This is a genomic window from Paenibacillus sp. ICGEB2008 (assembly GCF_000307675.1).
GTDB classification, from domain to species: domain Bacteria; phylum Bacillota; class Bacilli; order Paenibacillales; family Paenibacillaceae; genus Paenibacillus; species Paenibacillus polymyxa.
In genome coordinates this window covers 248257-269379 of record NZ_AMQU01000009.1, presented here as the reverse complement: position 1 = coordinate 269379, position 21123 = coordinate 248257, and the positions used below count along the sequence as shown (strand labels likewise).

14 protein-coding genes and 3 pseudogenes are annotated in these 21123 nt (G+C 43.5%); 14 read left to right on the top strand and 3 right to left on the bottom strand.

Annotated features, from left to right (window positions below; translation table 11 throughout):
• Positions 1–275 precede the first annotated feature (275 nt).
• Together C400_RS0111180 and C400_RS0111175 are read left to right on the top strand one after the other, a co-directional pair.
• Positions 276–1082 carry an HAD-IIB family hydrolase gene (locus C400_RS0111180; RefSeq protein ID WP_017427038.1) on the top strand — a complete coding sequence of 269 codons (807 nt, stop codon included), beginning with the start codon at positions 276–278 and terminating at the stop codon, positions 1080–1082.
• Between the two features lie 68 nt (positions 1083–1150).
• Complete coding sequence (locus C400_RS0111175) at positions 1151–2056, top strand: ROK family protein (protein ID WP_017427037.1); 906 nt, start codon at positions 1151–1153, stop codon at positions 2054–2056.
• Positions 2057–2173: 117 nt separating this feature from the next.
• Here the strand turns inward: C400_RS0111175 and C400_RS0111170 are convergent, their stop codons facing one another.
• Positions 2174–4135, bottom strand: a complete 1962-nt coding sequence (locus C400_RS0111170; RefSeq protein ID WP_017427036.1) for an endonuclease MutS2 — start codon at positions 4133–4135, stop codon at positions 2174–2176.
• Between the two features lie 702 nt (positions 4136–4837).
• Here C400_RS0111170 and C400_RS0111165 point away from each other — a divergent pair.
• The 3 genes and pseudogenes from C400_RS0111165 to C400_RS0111155 all read left to right on the top strand — a co-directional run bounded on the left by C400_RS0111165 (position 4838) and on the right by C400_RS0111155 (position 9526).
• A complete protein-coding gene (locus tag C400_RS0111165) occupies positions 4838–5827 on the top strand; it encodes a helix-turn-helix transcriptional regulator (protein WP_017427035.1) in 990 nt (329 codons plus the stop codon).
• Between the two features lie 138 nt (positions 5828–5965).
• Positions 5966–7805: pseudogene (locus C400_RS0111160) on the top strand (ABC transporter ATP-binding protein).
• Positions 7805–9526, top strand: coding sequence for an ABC transporter ATP-binding protein (locus C400_RS0111155; protein ID WP_026065428.1), 1722 nt, complete (start codon positions 7805–7807; stop codon positions 9524–9526). The pseudogene C400_RS0111160 and the gene C400_RS0111155 overlap by 1 nt, the downstream one beginning before the upstream one ends.
• A gap of 83 nt (positions 9527–9609) precedes the next feature.
• Here C400_RS0111155 and C400_RS0111150 read toward each other — a convergent pair whose 3' ends face one another.
• On the bottom strand, positions 9610–10824 hold the full coding sequence (locus C400_RS0111150) for an MFS transporter (protein WP_016820765.1): 1215 nt from the start codon (positions 10822–10824) through the stop codon (positions 9610–9612).
• Positions 10825–11207: 383 nt separating this feature from the next.
• On the opposite strand from C400_RS0111150, the pseudogene C400_RS0111140 reads away from it, so the two are divergent.
• Positions 11208–12312 (top strand): annotated as a pseudogene (locus C400_RS0111140) (DUF3900 domain-containing protein).
• A gap of 119 nt (positions 12313–12431) precedes the next feature.
• On the opposite strand, the gene C400_RS0111135 reads toward C400_RS0111140, so the two are convergent.
• A complete protein-coding gene (locus tag C400_RS0111135; protein WP_017427033.1) occupies positions 12432–13361 on the bottom strand; it encodes an L-lactate dehydrogenase in 930 nt (309 codons plus the stop codon).
• 232 nt (positions 13362–13593) lie between these two features.
• Here C400_RS0111135 and C400_RS0111130 point away from each other — a divergent pair, with 232 nt between their 5' ends.
• From C400_RS0111130 to C400_RS0111090, 8 genes and pseudogenes are all read left to right on the top strand, one after another.
• Positions 13594–14985 carry an amino acid permease gene (locus C400_RS0111130; protein ID WP_017427032.1) on the top strand — a complete coding sequence of 464 codons (1392 nt, stop codon included), beginning with the start codon at positions 13594–13596 and terminating at the stop codon, positions 14983–14985.
• A 163-nt stretch (positions 14986–15148) separates the two neighbouring features.
• A complete protein-coding gene (locus C400_RS0111125; protein ID WP_017427031.1) occupies positions 15149–16399 on the top strand; it encodes a YCF48-related protein in 1251 nt (416 codons plus the stop codon).
• Positions 16400–16551: 152 nt separating this feature from the next.
• On the top strand, positions 16552–16734 hold the full coding sequence (locus C400_RS26800) for a hypothetical protein (RefSeq protein ID WP_013371387.1): 183 nt from the start codon (positions 16552–16554) through the stop codon (positions 16732–16734).
• A 188-nt stretch (positions 16735–16922) separates the two neighbouring features.
• On the top strand, positions 16923–17318 hold the full coding sequence (locus C400_RS0111110) for a DUF2500 domain-containing protein (protein WP_016820772.1): 396 nt from the start codon (positions 16923–16925) through the stop codon (positions 17316–17318).
• 134 nt (positions 17319–17452) lie between these two features.
• Positions 17453–18204, top strand: a pseudogene (locus C400_RS0111105) (SDR family NAD(P)-dependent oxidoreductase).
• A 119-nt stretch (positions 18205–18323) separates the two neighbouring features.
• Positions 18324–18746 (top strand): cell wall hydrolase, encoded by a 423-nt coding sequence (locus tag C400_RS0111100; RefSeq protein ID WP_016820774.1) that lies wholly within the window; start codon positions 18324–18326, stop codon positions 18744–18746.
• A 58-nt stretch (positions 18747–18804) separates the two neighbouring features.
• Complete coding sequence (gene gerQ / locus C400_RS0111095) at positions 18805–19260, top strand: spore coat protein GerQ (protein WP_017427029.1); 456 nt, start codon at positions 18805–18807, stop codon at positions 19258–19260.
• Between the two features lie 389 nt (positions 19261–19649).
• Entirely contained in the window at positions 19650–20951 is a 1302-nt protein-coding gene (locus C400_RS0111090; RefSeq protein WP_181969119.1) for a hemolysin family protein, read from the top strand.
• The last annotated feature ends 172 nt before the right edge of the window (positions 20952–21123 follow it).

The following is a 21123-nucleotide window of genomic DNA, read 5'->3' as shown; positions in this document are numbered from 1 at the left end:
GCTTTGTATCCACTTAATAAAGGTCTTTTTTTTACTAACTTTATTAACATGTTTAATTAAGTGATTTATGAAGTGAATCGAATCTGTTTCGAGCCCATTACATTGGATAGGTTTTGCTAAAGGTCGAGATACGAATACAAGGGAGTGGGACAATGTGGGGATTGAAAATGTCTTAGGTTAATAGAGACTTTGATATTGATCCCTGGAAAGAACATAAAAAACCGTAAGTATGAACTGACCGGTAGGAAACTCTAACAATTAAGGGAGGCTTATTTATGTTTAAACTGGTAGTAAGTGATTTGGATGGTACTTTTCTGAACAATAGTGGTACTTTTGATGTTGAATTATTTAATCAGGTGTACGGAGAGATGAAAGAAAATAATATCGCCTTTGTTGCTTGTACAGGTAAGCAATGTGAAAGAGTAGAAGAGTTGTTTGATGAGCACGGAAAAGGAATCTGGATCTTGGGAGACAGTGCTACTCGCATTAAAAGGGATGGAGTCGTTGTAAAAGAGTTTACAATTGAACGTAATTTGGCTTTACAAGCGATCGGTCAAATTGAAGCTTTCGCTAAGGATTTTATTATCATCGCATGTACAACTGAAGCAGCCTATGTCCACTCTCAAATTCAAGAGGAATATTACAAGATTGTGAAGGGCTCCTACAAGGAAGTGCTGAAGATTGATTCGTTTGATCAAATAAATAGCAACTTTCTTAAAATAACTGTTTACGATCCATCAGGGAGAAGTTCCATTTTAAGAAAACATGTTGAAAAGACGCTACTAGACCAAATTTATATTGTAGATTCTGAAGCAAATTGGCTGGATATTACAGCCCTTCATACCCATAAAGGGGAGACGGTAAGAAAACTCCAAGAGATATTGGGTGTTACTATGGACGAAACCATGTCTTTTGGAGATGGTGAAAATGACGTGGAGCTTATGAGTATTGCCAAATACAGTTTTGCTGTAAAAAATGCTTGTGAGAATACTAAAAATGCAGCAAGTTTTATCACCAAATCCAATGAAGAGAACGGTGTGTTATTAACGATAAAGAAAATGATGGATTTACAAAAGCATTAATATTAATTATCGTTTTTAAGAGATACACTCCAGATTTCACACTACCCAATGAGAGGACTATAAGCAGCATGAAAAATAAAATACTGGTTTTTGATATTGGTGGCTCTTTTATTAAATTCAGTTTATATTTTCAAGATAAATTTATGACGAAAGGTAAAGTTGCTACACCATTAGATTCACTAGAGAATCTGCTTATAGTCTTGAAGCAAATTCATAATCAGTTTATAGATGAATGTGAAGGAGTAGCCGTCAGCATGCCAGGTATTGTGGACTCGGTCACTGGTCATATGGTGCATGGTGGTTCGTTAAGGTATATAAACGATATCAATATGATCGAAGTTTTCAAGAAAGCGTTTCATTTGCCTGTAGCTATTGAAAATGATGGGAAGTGTGCAGCTCTTGGAGAAGTATGGCGCGGCTCACTACAGGGGATCGCTGATGGTGTAGTTTTGGTAGTTGGAACAGGAATGGGCGGTGGAATCATCTCTCAAGGGAAATTGCTGAAAGGCCATCATTTATCGGCTGGGGAATTCTCCTTCATCAGAACTAACAATGAGCATGCAGACAATGTTGATTATCTGCTTGGTATGCAAGGGAGTAGTTCTGTTTTAGCTAAAACTGTTGCCAAGGCTAAAGGACTTCCTGAAGATGCTATAACAGGTGAAAAAATATTCAAGCTTATTGAAGAAGGTGATCACACGGTACAAAAGATTTTTCAAGAATACTGTAGGAACATCGCAACACAAATTATTAATTTACAAACAATTCTTGACCCTCAAAAGTTTGTGATCGGGGGAGGCATATCTGCCAATCCTTTGCTGGTTGCTACCATTAAAGAAGAATTAGAGAAACTTTACCTGCATTCGATCTTAAATTTTGTGCGTGCAGATATTGAACAAAGTAAGTTAGGCAATGAAGCGAATTTGCTAGGTGCTATATACAACTACATGCAGTCACACCATCTTGAGGTATAAGATAAAATAAAAGTAAAAGAGCGTGCCTTGAACTTAAGACACGCCTTTTTGCTTTTTTAAGTTTACATAATATATATTATGTTTATTTATTTGATACGTATAACATTTCAAAGCAACTTATTTTTCATTTTCCGGGGGAGATTCAATTATCAGCCCCTGAACATGCTTGCGCGTTAGAAGCTTCCGTTTTTTGCGGTTTTCCTTTGTTTCTAAAACAATATCCAAATCATAGTCGTCAGGATACAATTCTGTTGCAGCGATGTGAAGAGTGAGCCTCTTTTTATTTATGATCAGCTTTTGTCCTTGAATCAAAATTCCAACATTGCCTCGTTCATCCTCGGTTTTGTAAACAATACCGGTTCGATCTAGGTAGCTGGCATAAACACTATCTCCAAGAGCAAATGGCTTGGTTATGAGCGGGTGCTCTTGTTTTCCCTGTTTTGCGACTGTGCGGTCTGTAGATGCTTTTTTAGAGGCAGGTTTATATACATCGTCAGACTTTTTATCATCAAAAGAAGGGGGAATAACCAAAAACTCCTGTGCATCCTGAGACGTTCTTCCAGCAGAAATGGCCTCAGAACGCTCGATAATGCGAGTCCACATGCCTAGCTTCAAAGCAATTGCGTATGCGTAGCTTTCCCCGGCCTCGCCAATGCGAAGTCGGTACAAGGGTTGCAATGTTTCGGTATCAAACTCCATGCGAGCATTTTGGAACCCCGGTGTGTTTTCAGCAAAATGCTTGATTTCGCTAAAGTGCGTGGTAGCCACTACTGTCGCACGGCGACGATGAAATTCTTCCAGTAACGCGATAGATAGGCCTACGCCTTCTCCCGGATCAGTACCAGAGGCCATTTCGTCGATCAGGATCAGAGTAGAGCTGCCTGCCGTTTCCAAAATGCCAATCATATTGCGAATATGAGCAGAAAAGGTGCTCAAAGCATGTTCAATGCTTTGGCCATCCCCGATGTCTACCACAATGTCCTCGAATACAGCCATTCGGCTACCTTGCAAAACAGGTACCAGCAGGCCGGATTGCACCATGAGTGTTAACAAACCTACGCTTTTGAGAGCCATCGTTTTTCCGCCTGTATTTGGCCCGGTAATAATAAGTGAAGAATAACCTTCACCAATTGAGAAATCAAGCGGCACCATAGTATGGGCCATCAATGGGTGACGTGCACCATAGATATCTATTATCCCATCATCGTTAAGCTCGACAGAGACAGCATCCAGAGTCATAGCGTATTTGGCTTTAGCTAATAAAAAATCCAGTATGCCTACCGTCTCTGTATTAATGCTTAGTTCACGGTTGTATGACTCAGCCATTGCAGTCAGGTCTCCTAGCACTTTCATTTCCTCTTTTGATTCTTCTGCCATATTTGCGCTCTGTTCGAATTGCAGATTTATGATCTCGGCAGGTTCCACATAGACGGTCTGACCGCTACCTGACTCATCCAGTACATTGCCTTTCACTTGTTTGCGGAATTCTTTTTTGATCGGAAGGACGTAACGGCCATTGCGCTGACTGATCATATTTTCCTGCATGATGGCTCGGTGACGGCTGATAAGAGAATCTAGTTTCCTCTTGATACGTTCTTCAGTAACTGCAATTTTTTTGCGAATTTTAGCTAGTTCTTTACTGGCATTATCCGTTACTCGACCCGAATAAATGCATCTCTCGATTTCGGATAGGAGTGACTCCATGTCATACATGGAAGAGGCATAAGCACTGACGGTTGGAGCTGAATCCGCCTTGGCATGCATATATTTCATCAGCTGCATGCAGCTTCTGATGAATTGGGCCAAATGAGAAAAATCACGCTCGCTGAACATATAGCCAGTTCCCAAGAGGTGCAGAATGTGCTCCATTCCTTCCAATGAAGGAACAGGTACGCTAGCTCCGTGGCGAATGAGCTGTAAAGCTTCGCTCGTTTCGTTAAGACGAATTTTGATTGTACGGATATCTGTAATTGGCTGCATGGAAGCGGCATGCTGCTTACCTAGGTACGAAAAAGCACATTCAGACACTCTTGTTGTAATCTGATCATATTCCAAACGCAACATTGTAGTTTCATTCATGGATAAATCTCTCCTTTAGTTGTGTATTGACAGGATTTTTTAAAACCTTTCTGAAAAACAAAAAAAGGGCGGAGAATGAACAAAACGTTCATTCTCCGCCCTTTAAGGGAGAGGGAGTGTATCATCAAATAAGCCTATAATCCAGCATGTGCTCTCATCAATTCTGCGTTTTAATCCACAGGCCAACCAACATATCAGTTCATTGGCTTATGAATAGAAAAACGTGTAAAAGGAGTTCACAAAAGTTGGAAACAAAAAAACCGTGCTGAACACAGCACGGAATAAGGCCTAGATGAAAATAATCCCTAAGGCGATTTATGATATCCGCATGTTCTTAACTAATACCAGGGTAAAAACTCAGCAAGAAACAAACCTGTCCCTAAAGGGTACAAGAGCCTGATGGTCTTCCCTGAATATGCAATTGCTTAGTTAAGAACGTTCACCGACATTAAAATCTCTCCCTTAATTGAAGATCTATCCATAATATACGATCAGACAGGTAATGAAGTCAAGGGCGACTTCTTCAATTCGATGTAAAAGTGACCATGAGGATAAGGGGTTTATGTAATATATATTATGTAAACTAACTACTCGATGAATGATTATCATCTTTTAATTGAGAATGATAATCATTATAATTGTAATGGAGAATGAAACTCGTATGTCCTGCGAATCCAGCTATAAGAAGGAAGTGATGACAAGATGAAGACACAAACTTCACCGTCTACTTTTAATGAATATTTTAATCAGATAATCGATTCCAACTTAATGATTCATGAAAATAGCTCCACTCCAGCAGGAATACAGCACGAACATTTTTATCAGATACCCGAAAAGTGGGGAGACGGAATACATCGAACACATTTTTTGCGCAATGGCCTTGAGCTATCACAAAGCAAAATGTTATTTCATGAGCCAGTCCAGATATCAAGAAGAATTGATAAGCCTTATCTGGAGTTGGCACTAAACATCGATTATTCCGCCACTTGGTCTGTGGATGATTTTCGTTCAGATCGTGAGCACGGGGGACATGTACAGCTCGTCTACATGAATGATGTGAAAATTCACGCAGAGATAGCAGCTAGTAATGTGATGAATCATCTAGAGCTGCGTTTTAATCCATTGCTATGGCAAGAGTTACTACAGGAACTGGGTATTCGTTTGGAGCAATCTTTTGCTTGCATAGAAGCGTTGATTACTACTGATATGCGGGCTATTGCTCAGGAATTGTCGTCTCATTCTTATGAGGGCATAACCCGTCAGCTTTTCTTGGAGAGCAAGACGCTGGAATTGATGGCTCTGTTTTTGCAAGAAATACGCACTTCTCCACCTAAACTTTCTATGACAATTAAACCCACTGATGTGCAATGTATTCACGAGGCGCGAGACATTTTACTCCGTACACTGGTGCAGCCTCCCAGTCTGATTCGGTTGGCACAGATGGTACATATTAATGAGCAAAAACTGAAAAATGGCTTTAAAGAGCTATTCGGCACAACAGTATTTGGCTTTGTGCGCCAGCAGAGACTGGAAAAAGCCAAGCAACTGCTAGAACAGGAGCAGATTTCAGTCAGTGAAGCGTCAGCGATAGTCGGCTATAGTAACTTTAGTCATTTTGCCGCACTATTCCGTAAAACATATGGCTACAATCCAAGTGCCTACCGAAAAAATAAGAATTTATGCTCCTTATAAAACCTTCATCTTTATAAAACTCTCCTTCCAGTGGTGATGTTTCTCCCGGAATTGGCGGTAGGAAGCAGAATGTGGGCCTACAATAGACACAGGCTCATGCATTCTGCAACTGCCGTATTTGGAAAGGAGAAATGATTCATGCAACCAAAAACGGGCATTGCCCGATTACTTCAAATCGCTGGGGAAAAACGCGGATTACTTGCTGTTTCCGCTTTATTTTCCGGTTTAAGTGCCATTTTCATGTTGGTGCCTTATGCTTCAGTTTATTTTGTACTCAAGGAGCTACTTGAGCACGCTGCACAACCTACAACAGCAGACGGGCCATTGATGATTCAATGGGGACTGATTGCTTTAGCAGGTTTATTAGCCAGCCTTATTACAATGTACATCGGCGGGCTTATCTCACATATTGCGGCTTTCCGTATTTTATACGGCTTACGCGTCAAGCTGTCTGCGCACATCGGTAAGATCCCCTTAGGATGGCTTAATGGCACTTCCACGGGGGCTGTCAAAAAGACTTTGGAGCAAAATGTGGAAAAAGTAGAGACGTTTGTCGCTCACCAATTACCGGATCTGGTGCAGGTTATCGTGACAGCAGTAGTGATGATTGTCACCATGTTTAGCTTGAATATATGGTTGGCGTTTGCTTGTATCGTGCCGATTCTGCTTGCTTTCACCGTTCAAATGAGGCTGATCGGTGGCTCCAAAACACAGGATAACATCAAGGAATATTACAACTCACTGGAACGTCTAAACGGATCGGCTGTGCAGTATGTCCGTGGTATACCCGCAATCAAGGTGTTTGGACAGACGGTGCATTCGTTTCGTAAGTTTTATTCCGATATGGTGCATTATCGTGAATATTGCATGAGATTCACTGACCAATTTGAAACTGGTTTTCTCGTCTTTAAGGTAATTATTGGCTCATTCGCTGCTTTTGTACTTCCTGTCGGTGTATACCTGTTGAGTGGTAACCCGCAGAATGTTGCATTTGCCTCGGTGTTACTATTTTTTCTGGTAATGGCCCCCGGGGTGTCAGCACCCATGTTTAAAATTATGCATCTCATGTCTTCAATGCGTGATATTAATGAAGGCGTTGATCGGATTGACCGTATTTTTAAAGAACCTGCAATACAAGAGCCAGCACATCCGCAAAAGCCGACTACTTATGATGTGCAGTTCGAGCAAGTTTTCTTTTCCTATGGAAACACAGAAGAGGTTAACAAGCATGAGGACGGAGATGACAATCCATCGACCTATGTGCTGTCTAATATCACTTTTACGGCAAGACAAGGGAAAATGACCGCTTTAGTCGGCCCGTCTGGTTCCGGTAAATCGACGATCGCCAATTTGGTGCCGCGTTTTTGGGATGTACAGAAAGGTGCAGTCCGCATTGGTGGGGCCGATATCCGCCTGATGAGCACATCTAACCTGATGGATACGGTTGCTTTTGTATTTCAGGAAACTTTTTTTGTTTTATGACTCCGTATTTAACAATATTGCCGTAGGTGATGCGAAGGCTTCTATGGAGCAGGTTATAGCGGCTGCAAAGGCAGCACAGTGTCATGAGTTCATTTGTAAGCTGCCAAACGGCTATGATACGCTCATCGGAGCTGGAGGGGTATACCTATCGGGCGGAGAAGAGCAGCGACTTGCGGTAGCACGTGCCATTCTCAAAAATGCACCTATTCTCGTATTGGATGAAGCTACGGCATTTGCTGATCCTGAAAATGAATATGAAATGCAGCTGGCATTAAAAGAACTAATGAAAAACAAGACGGTTATTGTTATTGCACACCGTTTGTCTACTATTCAGCATGCGGATCAGATTCTGGTGCTTCAGGAAGGACGTATTGCTGAACGGGGTCAGCACAGTGAGTTGCTGGAAGTAAACGGCCTGTATGCCCACTTATGGCAGGCCTATACGGATGTCGGACAATGGCAGATTGGGGCACGGGAAGAGGAGGCGGCTCAATGATGAGAATGTTGCAAAGTATCACGGCTGGAAATCCAAGGGTACTGTTAAAACCGGTATTATACACAACCTTAGCCAATATCGCAGGGTTGGTTCCTTTTGCCTTGCTGGTAGGGGCGGCCCGTCTGATTTTCGAGCCTTTCATCCATCCGGGAGCTTCGCTCCAATCTGCTGGCTTATGGTGGATTAGTGGAGGTCTGCTCCTGTCGCTACTTCTGCTGTTTCTGTGTGAGATTCCGGCCTATCGTTCCCAATACCGTGGAGCCTATGATGCCTCGGTAACCGGGAGGTCGCGTCTAGCTGAGCATTTGCGAAGACTATCTCTGGGATTTCTGAACAAACGCGATCCCGGTGACCTAGCCAATATGATGATGGGTGATTTTACAATGGTGGAACATGGAATTTCCCATTTGGTGCCACAGATGATCGGGGCGGTGACGATGCCACTTCTGGCATTAATTGGATTATCCTTTTTAGATTGGCGGATGGCGCTGGCATTGTTTGCTGCTTTTCCGGTGGCTATTTGCTTGGTATTGCTTACTTCCCGTATCCAGCGGCGGCTGGGGGCCAATCATATGCGTGCCAAAATCAATGCTGCGAATCGTCTACAGGAGTATTTAAATGGTATTCGGGTGATTAAAGCCTACCAGCTAACTGGTGAGCGTTTTGTCCGGCTGGAGCTTGCGTTTAGAGAACTGATGCGGCACAGCATCCGTATTGAAGGGTTGTTAGGACCGATTGTATTGGCTGCTATTGCTTTCATGCGGTCTGGCTTGACGTGGATGGTTATGATCGGTGTATATCTACTGCTGGCGGGTCAGATGGATGTTATTGTGTTTGTTTCTTTTCTGATTGTAGGAACACGTATTTATGATCCCCTAACCACTGCACTTGTAAACTTCGCTGAATTTAGATACCACGAGCAGGCAGGTGAACGTATCGTCCAATTGCTGAACGAGCCAGTGATGCCGGGTGACCAGTTGCCTTCGGAGAGACACGATATTGAACTAAGAAACGTAAGTTTTGGATATGGTGATCAGCCAGTATTGCGGAATGTGAGTATGTCTATGCCGTTTCGTTCTTTCACAGCACTAGTAGGACCCTCCGGCAGCGGAAAAAGTACGGTATTGCGGATGATTGCCCGCTTTTACGACCCGGATCAGGGCAGCGTGCTATTAGGTGGAAACAACATACAACAGATGAATACGGAAGCGCTATTGCGCAAGATATCTATGGTGTTCCAGGATGTATATCTGTTTCAAGATACCATTGCGAACAATATTCGATTTGGCAAAAGCGATGCTACACAGGAAGAAATCGAAGCTGCTGCTCGCCAAGCTTGTTGCCATGATTTTATATCCAGGCTACCCAAGGGATATGATACCCGGGTAGGTGAGGGAGGCAGTACGTTATCGGGCGGCGAGAAACAGAGGATATCCATTGCCCGCGCTATACTTAAAAATTCGCCGATTGTTTTGCTAGATGAAGCTACGTCTTCGCTGGACCCTGAGAATGAAAGGGATATTCAGCAGGCTATTAATCGTCTTGTACAAGGTCGAACAGTTATTGCGATTGCTCATCGGCTCAAAACGATTCGAAACGCAGACCGTATTGTAGTGTTGGACAAAGGAAGGGTCGTGGAGCAGGGAAGACATGATGAACTGTTGGATAACAACGGCCTATATGCACGATTGTGGAACAGACAGCATGAGGTAAGAGAGTAATAGTCTGTATGAACTCAGGATACAAACATTAAGAAACCGCCCCGGGAGATGTCATATCTACCAAGGGCGGTTTCTTGTGATTGTTATTCAGAATCATCGGCTATGACAGCTTGTACAGGCTGCCTGTCACGTAGCAATGGTAACAACAGCATCGCTCCCAGTAAAAATAAACCGGCACTCACGGTATATACGGTGTTCAGGGAGGATTCGCGTTTGAGTGTACCGCCGATGCTCATACCCACGACCATCATCCCCGAGAACAGGGGAGAGAGGGCACCACCGACGCGGCCGATAAAAGCAGCTTCGGCATTTTTCATCATCATCGTGTTGATACCAATATGAATGCAAGGATAAAATAGACCGCTGAGTACTTGCAATGCCATTGTCAGCACAATATTGTGCGACCATCCGACTCCAAAGGTTGTCAGTGTGCTGACCAGAAGTCCAGTCGCCAGCAGCAATTGCGGCTGAACTTTTTTGGCAACCCCCATAATCAGACCGCCGCCCAACAGCATAGCCGCTCCGTTCGCCATTAACGGCCATTGTAAAAATTCCTTGTTTTGCCCAAGGTTCTCGATGGCGACAAAAACCATTAATGGTTGAATAAGTCCGACCGCTAGCCCAATTATGGTAAATGTTCCTCCAAGCGTGCGAAGTGTACGGTTATTCCATACATAACGTATTCCTTCTTTAAGCTCTTCAATGAAATGTGTTGGTCGATCTATCTCAATTACTTGCTCATCTTGTGGGATACGAGTTAGAACAAGCGCAGAGATAAGAAACAACATTCCGGTTATAGACAATGAAGAGAAAATTCCAAAGTGTTGGTAAATAAATGTACCGACGACAGGACCGATAACCATAAATAATGCCATGAGAGACTGAAAAAGAGCCATCACTCCCTGAAGCTGTTCTGGTGCTACATGCTGCTTTAATATTTTCATCGCAGATGGCTGAGAAAATTGAGATAGAATGGCCGAGAAGAAAGTGGATAGCAAGAGCACCTGCCATGACCCGTACCATAATGCGAGCAACACGATAAAAATAGACGCGGCCGACAGCAGATCGCAACTAACCATTGTCCGTTTAGGCCGCCAACGATCTGCAAATGTACCTCCAATGATGGCAAACAGAAAGATAGGCGCAAATTCAGCGACCGAAATGAGCGATACGTATACAGGATCATTATGGGTCAGATCTGTTACATACAACAGTATGGCAAAGTTCCGCACCCAGATGCCCAAATTTAGCAACGCATTGGAGGCGATAATGGTCCTTATATATGGATTTTTAAACAACAACAAACTCTCCTTTCTTATTTTCAGAGTATTTCCTTGAATATTTTTATAAACAAAATTATAATTTGTCTATATAATAATAGATAATATAATAAATATACTGCTATTTAGTCAAATGTTTTTTGTAATCCCTGAATAAAATAGAGGATAGAAAAGGAAATAGCCAATCATGCAAAAAAAGCGGATTAGAATAGAAGAGGGGTGGATCACTACATATTTACAAATTGGATGGGATATCCAAATAAAGAAATAAAATTACATAATAAATATTATGTTAACTATTACGTGTCTATTATCTATCAGAATCTGAATCCGATGTACCTTTTAAAATCATAGTGATATAATTACGCGTACATGCCTGAAAAGGAGCGTATAGAACGTAAATGAACTTTCAAGTGGACTTTTTATCTTTTTTTGTGATTCAGGTAGACGGGAAAGAAGGACAAGGCGGTAAGTCCTACAAGCATTATGCTACAATGGATGACTATGATTACGACGAGAGTGATGTCAAAAAATTTTTGGACGGGGAATTTGCTCGCATTAGCAAGCGAAAAGGTTGAAAAAAATCCAAGCACAGAGCAGGCACCGACTAAAATCGGCCGCTTTATCGTCGAACCGGAACATGAGCTGAGCAGTAATCCGAATTTCAATATGTTCGCTCGACTACGAGCAGCAGAGGATAAGGAAGATTTTAAAAATGCATGTGATGACCTGGTGCGGATGTATCTGGATACAAGCGCGGTACGAGGTGGAGCACTGATCATTGTACAGGCTACATTAAATACCCACTCTGACGACCCGTTTATTTTTGTACTCAAATGTGATTTTGAACCTAAAATTGCACGAATTACTGAAAGCAGCCTGGTCAGTGAGGTCGAAATGGCAATTTCAGCCCGTAATATGAAATCCATCATGTATCCATACATGCTGGAGGAGGGTATGAACGATGAGTGGGAGCTTAAAATACATCAGTCTTCGCATGCGCGGTATTTTGAAGACTTTTTGAAATTCGTCACTTATGAGCAATCCATGCCGGAAATTGTTAATGAACATGTCATGGGCTTTGTTCAGAACTATGTAGAAACCAAATGGCCGGATGCATCTAATGAGGAAAGACAGCAGGAAGAGCGCGATCTGGAACTGTGGGCGGCCAGCGAAAAACGGGATCTACAAGGAAAATGGGAGCCTCTTCAGGTCGTAGAAGCTGCGCAGCATATTGTCGAGCTAAAACCGGAAATTGAAGTTCGTTTCAAACTGGATGATACGGCTGTGCGTGGGTTACTATCCGACTTTGGTGCCAAGCTGCATATCACGAAACTTCATGATAGATATGCACTTATTATTGAAGGTGATGCATTTACGTTTGAAAAGGGATTTTCTCCGATTGAGCTGCTACAACCTGAATCCTTTGAAACGGTGGCTGAGCGACTCAAAGAGAAACGGCAACATGAAAATGAGGGTATGGATGGCGATACACCACCTTGGTAATTTGGAACGTATAGCAGGGCGACAAACTGAATTTTATTATCAAAAAACGGACCTCACAACGGATGTATCCGCTGTGGAGGCCCGTTTTTGTTTAGCTTTTATGTTCCTAACTTACTGAATTACATATGCACTTTACTAATTTGATCTCTTAGCTTGTCCGCAGATTGAATCAACCTTGCACGTTCCTCGTCATTGAGTGGAAGATCCAAAATTTCACGTACTCCATTGTGATCGACGATACTTGGTACACCTAAATAAACATCAGATACACCGTTATAATCTTCCAGCAGGGTGGACACATTAAGTACCGACCCCTCATCTCCAAGAATAGCGGCTACGATACGGTCGAGAGCCAGTCCGATGGCATATGATGTTGCGCCTTTGGCATCTATAATTTCATAGGCAGCATTTTTGGTGTTTTCAAAAATTTCATTTTTCGTTTCTTCGCCCAGTTCCAGAGGTGTTCCAGCAACGTTAGCTGTGCTCCATACAGGTAATTCAGAGTCACCATGTTCACCAATAATATGGGCGTGGATGCTTCGTGGGTCGATACCCTTTTGCTTCCCGATCAGATAGCGGAAACGTGCGCTGTCCAGCAACGTTCCTGATCCAATGACTCTGCTTGAAGGCCAACCACTGCGTTTCCAAGAGATGTAGGAGAGAATGTCCACAGGATTGGTTGCGATCAGCAAAATGCCATGTGTATTGACCTTGACGATATTATCAATGATACTTTCAAAAATTTCGGCATTACGCTTGAGAAGATCAATACGTGTTTCTCCCGGCTTTTGTGAAGCTCCCGCTGCAACAATGATGATATCTGCATTACGGCAGTCTTCATAATCACCCGCCCATACTTTGACACCGCCGAGAAAAGGAAGCCCATGATTCATATCGAGCATTTCCCCCTTCGCCTTTTTGACGTTGACATCAATAAAGACAAGTTCTTGCATGCGTTGGCGCAGCAGTAGGGTATAGCCAGTTGTTGTACCGACCGCTCCCATGCCGACAATAGCCACTCTACTTCGTTTGTAAGGTTTTAAGCTCATTAAATCCTCATCTCCTTCTCGGGTTGTATACCTTTTCATTTTGGGGTATTTCTTTAAAATTTATGTTTCTAACTCAGTGTACCGTATATATTTACCCACCGTAAAGAATTATGACATTTTTCCTTGACTTCAAAGGCGAGCTCGCTAATAATTAATCGAACGATAGGAACATGCACTAAAGCGTTGCAGCACCGATATTGACGTAAGAAATTATGGAAAGAGGATTAGGAATATGGACTTATTTCGAAAAAAAACAGGACTGCTCTCGCACGAGGAAAGCAGATCTACAGGTCGCTTAAAGAGAACAATGGGGCCTTTTGATCTCACCATGCTAGGAGTAGGATGCATCATCGGGACAGGGATTTTTGTTATTACTGGCAAGGCAGCAGCAGAAAATGCAGGTCCCGGCTTGATGCTTTCTTTTGTTATTGCAGGGATTGCCTGCGTATTGGCAGCCTTGTGCTATGCAGAGCTTTCATCTACAGTTCCCGCGGCTGGGAGCGCTTATGCATATAGTTATATTGTTTTTGGAGAAGTTCTGGCCTGGGTACTAGGTTGGGACTTGATTTTGGAATATGGAGTGGCGGCCGCCTCTGTGAGTAGTGGCTGGTCTGCTTACTTTCAAGGCTTGCTGGCCGGATTTGATATACATCTACCGTTAGCTTTAACCGCAGCCTTCGATTCGACCAAGGGGACCATTATTGATCTGCCAGCGGTGTGCATCATCATGCTCATCACACTGTTGCTTAGTCTCGGAGCCAAGGAAACGGTCCGATTCAATTTCATTATGGTTTGTGTCAAAGTCGGGGTCGTACTGCTATTTATTGGAATTGGAATCTTTTATGTTAAGCCTGCCAACTGGACACCGTTCTTGCCTTATGGATTTTCTGGTGTATTGAGTGCTGCGGCAATCGTATTTTTTGCTTATCTAGGCTTTGATGCTATCTCAACTGCTGCTGAAGAGGTACGCAATCCGCAACGGAACATGCCCATCGGCATTATTTCCTCTTTAGCGATCTGCACGATATTGTATATTGCCGTTTCAGTTGTGTTAACGGGAATGGTACCTTATACGCAGTTGGGCGTTAGTGATCCGGTTGCGTTTGCTCTCCGCTTTATTCATCAGGATTTTGTAGCTGGATTAATTTCAGTTGGTGCGATTGCAGGGATGACGACCGTTTTGCTGGTGCTGTTGTACGGCCAGACACGATTAATTTTTTCTATGTCACGAGATGGTCTTTTACCCGTTTTTCTTTCTAAGATAAATGCCAAAACTCAAACACCGATTCGAAGCACATGGCTGGTGGGTAGCATTATCGCATTGGCAAGTGGTTTGTTCCCGTTACATGCACTGACCAACTTGACGAGTATTGGAACCCTGTTCGCTTTTGCTGTAGTTTCGGTTGGGGTCATCGTTTTGCGGAAGACACGACCAGATTTAAAAAGAGGGTTTACCGTACCATGGGTTCCGTTACTTCCGCTACTGAGTGCTTTGGTTTGCATCGGTCTGATGCTTCAGCTTCATATCAGCACCTGGATCGGATTTATCGTGTGGCTACTGCTTGGATTACTGATTTATTTCTTTTATGGATATCACAAAAGTTTGTTGAATCATAAATCCTAAACAATATTAGTATGAAAAAAGCCGGCATTCTTCAATTTGTGAAGGAGCCGGTTTTTTTTGTCATTACGCGAAAAGTGTCACATAGGGGTGTTTATGGTATAATTCTGTTTCAGATAAGCTTTTGGCACGTGATTACCGCATGCCATCGAGGGAGGATTTTGATATGAAACTGCGCTGGCGTGCGCTCTTGGGAGGAGTAATGCTATTGACGGGCATCCTGCTAACTGCCTGTTCTGCTGAACCCCCAAAAACTGTAACTAAACCTCCGATTGAGGAACCAGATGACCAGGGACAAACGATAACTATTAATCCGCCGGGAACCCCAAAGGCTGGCGATCCAAACGCCAAATATGTAGTACAGACACGAATCGCGGATTTTCATTTAATCGATAACAATAAAGGGTTGGTTTGGGGAGTTACCCATAATGAGCTTCGACTTTATGATACCCATGATGGTGGGAAAACATGGAATAATATTTCTCCTTCTGAAAACGTCCAATTTCAAGACAAGCTTGAATATGGCAAGGATATCAGTTTCACAGATTCACGTCACGGTTGGGTCGTCCGCCAAAATTTGGACCAAACAGCAACAGTCATTCTAAGAACGGCAGATGGAGGGCAGAGCTGGGATGTTTCAGCGCTACCTAGCGGAGACCATGTAAGCTCGATTCAATATGTAAATCCAACCATAGGCTGGATCATGGCTTATACAAAACTGAATGAGCAGGATCAACAAAAAATGTTGTATCACACCACGGACGGAGGAGCCACGTGGAATAAAGTTGCGCAAAGTTCTGGTATGACTTCCAACAAATCAGGCTCAGGTTTACCCGATCAAGGCAGTATGGCGGGAATGAGCTTTTCTTCCAACAATCAGGGTTTTGTGGCGATTAACGTGGACAATAGCGTGAAGTTGTATAAAACTTCGAATCAAGGGAAAACGTGGACTCCAGTCGCTAACAGCATGCAAGGGTGCCCTCAGGCTAAGGCAGAAGCTCAGCAGTCTCTTAAAGGTAACAGTTCCTCATACTGGATTCCGGTTTTCTGCTATGGGGATAACGGTACCAAATATAACGGGCTGTTTACGAATAATACAGGAACACAATGGAATGATGTGCCATTGGGTCTGAGTAGCAATAATAATTCTATAACTCCTGGGCGTACCTTTCTAAGCGATAAAGAAGGATGGGTTATAACCATAAACGGAATGAGCCGTACAATAGATGGAGGCAAGACGTGGACAAGTCTCAAAGGCAACAAGGTGCTGCCTTCGAAGCTAAAAGACTACCCACGATCAGTCAAGCTGCGTTTTGCTTCTTCATCGGTAGGTTGGCTGCTTTTGGAACGACTCGACGACAAGAAATCACTGCTGTTAAAAACAACAGATGGTGGTGCAAACTGGAGAATTTTATAATCACGATAAAGGTGATTGCCCTGGGATGTCTTCCCAGGGCGTTTTATTTTTAAAAAATTTAAATTTTATACGACGACATGTGAAAAAAATCACAAACTAACAAATGAGCCACTGTTATACTAAACCTGTAAACAACGATAGGAGTGATAATCATGAGAGCGAATCAGGATCATATGTTAACCCAATACTACCTTCAATTTTGCTACACTTGTCAGGATGCCTACGGTTGCACGACGGAAGAGGACTGCAAGCAATGCGCAGAGCGTTACGCCGAAGAAGAAGATCATGAAGTTCTGGATGAAACACAACGTTATCTCCAGCTTGTACATGTGTAAATCGATGAGCCATTCTGATATCGCCATATCTTGAGCCTCCCGGATTAATCCGTGGAGGCTCTTGGCGTTCTTGAGGGTTGCTATCAAATTTGGGCAGCAACATACATATACTGTTATAGAAGGCTTGAGGCAGGTCAGGATGCCCAGTGGTTTCCCTGTGGAATGCCTGGCGGAGAGGAGTGCGGTGCATGGGATTTGAGTCATTATGGATGTTCGATTGGCTGGGTACGGTATTGCCCGTATTTTTCGTAGTTGTGTTGGGTATTGTCGTGTTGTCTGCGGGCAGGGAAGTCATGGAATGGAGCCGGAACAAGCGGCAGCCTGTGTTGACGGTGGGTTCCCGCATTACGGCCAGAAGGACACATCTCCAACAGAGGCGCCAAGAGGAACAAGGGAGTCGTACCTATACTTTCTATTATGTAACCTTTGAAGTGGAGAGTGGCGACCGGATGGAGTTCAAGGTATCAGGGGAAGAATATGGTCAATGTGCTGAAGGGGATGAGGGACGGCTTACTTTTCAAGGTACAAGGTATATCGGGTTTCAGCGTCTTAATCGTTATAGCTTGGAGCAGGTTAAAATGTAGGATTCAGTCAAAAACATTCATGCTCATTTACAGCCTTCTGCGAGGAGCCAGGGTAGGGGGCTGTGAATGTTTCTTGTACGGCACATTTTGGTACATATATACTAAAACAGAGTAGTTCAGAGGAGGAATAAGTCGTGTCATTTGAAGGACAAGTTGTTATTGTAACAGGAGCGGCGCATGGCATCGGGAAAGAGGTCGCTTTTGCCTATGCTGCTCAGGGTGCCAAAGTTGTATTTGCTGACTACAATGAGGAAGAGGGCGCCGCAGCCGCTGCAGCAGCCCGGAACGAGGGTCATCAGGCTATTTTTATTCCTTGTGATGTGTGCGTAAGGAAGCAGATATTGTAGCGCTGATCCGTGCCACGGAAGAAGAATACGGTACAATTCATACGTTGATTAACAATGCAGGCGTATCCAGATGGAAATCTCCATATGAGTTAACCGTAGCAGAATGGGATGACATTCTGAATACAAACGTACGCAGTTGTTTTATTGCAACCAGAGAAGCGGCTAAGGTAATGAAGCGAAACGCAGAAGGGGGCTCAGTGGTTAATATGACCTCTACACGAGCTTTCATGTCAGAGCCGGATACAGAAGCCTACGCAGCATCCAAAGGAGCCATAGCAGCCCTTACACACGCGATGGCCATATCGCTAGGAAAGGATAGGATTCAGGTCAATTGTATTAGTCCAGGATGGATTGAAACCGGGGATTACGAGCAATTGCGTGCGGAAGACCATCAACGGCATCCGGCTGGGCGAGTAGGGACCCCTAAAGACATCGCACGAGCCTGTCTGTATTTAACACAACCCGGCAATGATTTTGTAACAGGCACGAATCTAGTGGTCGATGGTGGCATGACGCGTAAGATGATCTACGAGCCATGATAAAAGCCTAAATGAGTAGTCCCATTCATGGGGCTATTTTTTTATTTTCTGGACTGTCACCTATTGGGCATTTGTACCATAGGATAGGGTATGTGAAGGAGAAGCAAGGAGGGGACGCGGTGGCTGTAATCAAGACCAACTCAGAGGATGTGAGGACCCTCGCCCGGCTGATGCGGGCTGAGGCTGAAGGTGAAGGCGAGTCAGGAATGCTCATGGTTGGCAATGTCGGTGTGAACCGAATTTTAGCCAATTGCCTAGATTTCCAAGGGATACGCCTCATGAATGACATGGTGTTTCAAAGCCCCGGAGGTTTTGAGGCTACTCAGAAGGGGTATTTTTATCAGAGGGCCCGTGATCGGGACATTCGACTTGCCCAGCGTGTAATCAATGGTGAAAAAATACGTCCAGCATCCAATGCATTATGGTTTTTCAGACCGGCTGGAGACTGCCCGGGTACCTGGTATAACCAGACCAATACCGGACGCTTTAAAGCCCATTGCTTTTTTAGCCCGACTGCACAGGACTGTCCTAATGTATATTAGACACCTTTCAGGATGGCTTGAAGAATTAAAAATTAAAACCATTTTAGGAGGAATTTAAATGATTTCACAGCAAGCTTACCGTCCCGTATCTTATGCTTCCGGCAATGGATATCCCGAATGGCCAAGAGGAATGGCTCCAGCCGGAACCATGCAACCTATGACTGGCTTTCCACCTCAAGTAAGTAGTGGCAGCCCTATGACACCAACGGGTACGGTAGTGCAGGTTCAGACTCCTCAATACGAGCAATCATACATCGAGAATATTTTACGCTTGAACTTGGGCAAAACGGGAACTTTTTATATGACCTATGAAAATAACCGAGAATGGAATGCTAAAATATTCAAAGGCATTCTGGAAGCAGCAGGTCGGGACCACATTATTATTAGTGATCCGGCGACAGGCAAACGGACCATTCTGCTGATGTTAAACCTGGATTATGCAACTTTTGATGAGCCATTGTTGTACCAATATCCCGGCGTCATCGGGAACCCGGGCGGATCTCCGGTTCGCTGATGCCTTCATATATATGAGTTTACATCCTCTGCCAGACGGCAGGGGATGTATTTTGTTTATATTCTTTCTCAAATATAGTTGCTTTCTTGGTGGTAAGAGGCGAAAATGAGAGCTTTTCGACCTAAATGATAGAGGGATTGATTTTTCTGACATTGCTTGTAGTTTGACTGTATAGAGTATAGTTATATAATTAAATATAAGCTGATGAATGATTTAAACATTTATGCGGAATATGGCTTATGGAAGCCGGAAGGGGTGAATGTGTTGGGAAGTTGACGCTGCTTATGATGTGTTATCGTTCTGTCTATGATGAAAATATCCGAAGGAGGTGCGCCTGTCTGCCGTAATGACGGCTGATGGGGAGCATATTGAGTGACCCTTTACCGAGTATGTTTAACTTAATTATTGTTTTTGCATTAGTATTATTGAATGGATTTTTTGTATCTGCGGAATTTGCCATGGTGAAGGTCAGGGGCAGCCGTATCGAAACCTTGGTGGAGGCGGGCAATAAAAAGGCCGTATACGCCGCCAATATGATACACAATTTGGATGCTTATTTGTCTGCCTGCCAATTGGGTATCACCTTAGCATCGTTGGGACTGGGATGGATCGGAGAGCCGGCCATCGCACATTTGATTGAGCCTATATTTACTGCCGCTGGCTTGGGAGCGGTATACGTACACGGTACTGCCGTGGTGATTGCATTTATTGTCATTACGATTCTGCATATTGTGTTGGGTGAATTGGCACCCAAAACGATAGCTATTCGTAAATCTGAGACTATTACACTGTATTCGGCCATGCTGATGACTTGGTTTTACAAGTTGATGTATCCATTCATATGGGCGTTGAATGGAATGGCGAACAGCCTGTTGCGTTTGTTCCGTCTGGAGCCGGTATCCGAGTATGATGATTCCGCGCATACGGGGGATGAAATACGCATTCTGATGAAAGAAAGCAATAAGAGCGGACTAATTGATAATACGGAATTGGCGCTTGTTGATAATATATTTGATTTTGCCGACACGACCGCCAGGGAAATCATGATTCCGCGCACGGAGATGATCTGTTTATACAGTAATGAGTCCACAGAAGAAAATCTCGCGATTGCAACGGAAAGCATGAGAACCCGTTATCCAATCTGCGCCGAAGATAAGGACCATATTATCGGCTTTATCCATATTAAAGATCTTCTACGTGCGAACACGCTGGATACCCGTACGATGATTCGCCCGATTCTTGCTGTTCCTGAATCAACGCAAATTAGTGATCTGCTCAAACGCATGCAGCGTAGCAAGACGCAAATTGCAATTTTGATTGATGAATACGGTGGCACATCGGGTATGGTAACATTGGAAGATATTATGGAAGAAATCGTCGGTGAAATTCAGGATGAGTTCGACCAAGAACGTCCGAGTTGTGAGCAGATTAATGACGAGGAATTTTCCATTGACGGTATGTTATTAATTGATGAAGTGAACGATCGTTTCGGGCTAGATCTTGATCATGAGGATTATGATACAGTAGGGGGCTGGCTCTACTCACATGTAGAGGTTATCCCTCCACAGCCAGGTCAGTCTGTAGTGTTTGAAGGATGTATGTTCATTGTAGAAGAAGTTGAAAACAAGCGGATTTCACGTATTCGGCTAATCAAACAGCCTATCATCGTGGAGGAAGCAGGAGTCTCATAATGGAATAAATATGGAAAGCGACCTTTAATGATGTGGGGTCGCTTTTTAATTTGTCTTCTTTACATAAAGGATGTGAATTGATATGATATCTGTGTTATTGTCAACCTAATACATAATTATTAAGTTGACAATAGAGCGGATTTCCTTACGGTAAAAATCTTATCTGCTTACA